Annotated in this window: 2 protein-coding genes and 1 pseudogene; all 3 read left to right on the top strand. The window is 51.8% G+C overall.

Going from position 1 to position 2,461, the window contains the following annotated elements; genetic code table 11:
• Nucleotides 1–1,113 (top strand): TniB family NTP-binding protein (locus tag ACXJKR_RS29845; RefSeq protein WP_457325924.1); only part of this gene is annotated, 1,113 nt, incomplete at its 5' end.
• Nucleotides 1,110–1,520, top strand: a pseudogene (locus ACXJKR_RS29840) (TniQ family protein); the annotation flags it as partial. The gene ACXJKR_RS29845 and the pseudogene ACXJKR_RS29840, both read left to right, overlap by 4 nt.
• A 234-nt stretch (nucleotides 1,521–1,754) precedes the next feature.
• Nucleotides 1,755–2,461 (top strand): helix-turn-helix domain-containing protein (locus ACXJKR_RS29835; RefSeq protein WP_457325925.1); only part of this gene is annotated, 707 nt, incomplete at its 3' end.

Below are 2,461 nucleotides of genomic sequence, written 5' to 3'. Positions count from 1 at the left end.
CGCCATACCCGTTACCAACTCCGCCCGCAAGTTTTCACCTGTCGTGCGCGAACGTTGAGAACGGTCTACATCCTCTGTTTGAATAGTTGTTTTATGGACACCAAGTCTTTTCGTCGCATCGTCGAATCAACACTCGTTCCGCATACAGCCTTCGTCAAAGCCTCAGCTCGTTTGAGGCAATGCTTTGACTATGCCAAAGAATCACCTGAGCCTATCTGCTTCGCTATCGTCGGCGCGTCACGCACCGGCAAGAGCCGAATATTGGAAGAATTCGAAAGGATGCACAAGCCTCGGCGCACGGCGGCCGGACTGATCGTGCCGGTGGTTCGTGTATCAGCACCTTCGAAGCCAAGCGCGAAGAGTTTGTGCGAAGTACTCCTGAAAAAGCTCGGCGATCCCAAATGGGAGACGGGCACAGAAAATGCAAAAACTGCCAGATTGGAAAAACTCCTACAAGACTGCGAATGCCAAATGCTGATGCTCGACGAATTTCAGCATTTTTTCGACAAAACTACGCGGAAAGTTTTTCACCACGTTGCGGACTGGCTGAAACTCCGCGCCGATAACACTCGAGTCTCATTAGTCGTGACCGGACTTGACAGTTGCTTGCCCGTCTTGAGACAAAGCGAACAGTTGTCAGGTCGTTTCTTAGCCCCAGCCTTTATGCATCGCTTTAATTGGCTTCATGACGATGATCGTGCAGAGTTCATCGGAATATTAGAGGCATTCCATGAGTCGATTTCGGTCTATCTTGACGTGCCATGCTTTCACAGTGATGAGATGGCGTTTCGACTCTGGTGCGCGACGGGAGGGCTGATGGGTTATCTCACCAAACTGCTGCGACAAGTTGTATGGGACGCATGCGACGAGGGGCACACGAAAGTATCGCTGGCGCGATTAAGCGAGGCCAACGTAAAAGCTATCTGGAGCTTGGAAGGTGAGCTTGATAAAAATCCGTTTACATCGAAATTCTCATGCCAACCCACGCAAGACATGATCGACTTTGCAATGGGAATTGGTCTTAAAGAGGATGAGCCTTTGCCCGAAAGGATTCTCCGGCCAAGGGGGCGAGCAGCCGCAATTCCCGTGAGCCAGCAGCTGACCGCATCGTGACGTCGAAACAAAATCAGCTGCTTGTCCGCACCCCGTCCCCACACGAACGCGAAAGTCTTCTCGGCTACGTTTTGCGGGTATCGGAGACCAACGGATATTGCACTCCATGGCATGTATTTGATCTTGCTGGAATTACCAGGAACGAATCCACGACCGCGGGATTTCCAATCGCAAAGCTCGCGCAGGTACTGGGCAAAGCCAGCGACGAGTTTCGTCACCATGCCTACAGCGCGTGCACGCGGGACGGTGTCCGCGAATACCAAATTTTGGGGCATCCCCTTGGGCGCTCTTTGAATTGGCAGCCATTGCGGCTACATCGACCCGCCATCTGTTGCATGTGCATTGAAGAAACGGGCTATATCGATGCATCCTGGGACCTGAACGCTTTCTCCGCCTGCCCATCCCACCAAGTCCCGCTGGTTAGTAGATGCCATGAGTGTGAAAAGGGGCTTAGTTGGAATCGACCTGGCTTGTTGACGTGCCAATGCGGCGCGGACCTTTCATATATACCCGCTCAACCCGTGGATGGTGCGACGGCCACCCTTATGGAAGTGATTCAATGCAAGGTTCATCGGATGCCGATACACAAGCTAGCAAACCCCGAAGGACTACCTGTCCAATGGCTGCATTCGATCCCGTTAATGTCGCTGCTTAAAATTCTGGAGAATATTGGTCGTCGCGCGGGAGGCAAGACCTTTTCAGGCCACGAACCCATGACTTTGGCTGCTGCTGTTTTGAAAGACTGGCCCAAAGGTTTTCATGCGCTCCTTGACAAACTTGGTTCGCAACCCATATTCGCCGGACGCGGTTTGCGGGTTAAATATTTGAGCTTTTATCAATCACTGTTCAAAAATAAGGGGATTGGTACAAATATGGATTTTCTGCGAGACGAATTTATAGCGTACGGCGTTGATCATGCCGATGAATCGCTTGTCTCGGAACGAATGAAGGGCGTCGATAAGCACGCCCGGCGCTACGTGTCAGTCAGCGAGTTGGCTAAGCGTCTTGGAGTGGAGCGGTCTACGGCACGGGGATGGGTAGTCAAAGGCCTTGTACCGTTCAAAAATGCGAACGCGCCCGGCAAACCTCAACGTTTCGTAGTCGACACGGAAGGTTTAGACCTTCAGGCGCGATCACCGGCCGATGTTCTGGGTGAACGAGATGCCGCGAAATACATTGGTCTTTCTGCTGGACTCTTGCGTGCCATGCGTCAGATTGGGAATTATTCGCCGGATTCAGTGACAAATCAGCGGAGAGGATTTTGGAAGATTGACCTTGATCGACTCGCCAACCGATTCAACTCACTTACCTGTTCGAATAGAAAATCATTTGGCGCAACGATATCACT

It is taken from the genome of Roseateles sp. P5_E11 (assembly GCF_054049355.1).
The sequence above is the reverse complement of the archived record's forward strand: the minus strand, read 5'-3'. Positions and strand labels throughout refer to the sequence as shown.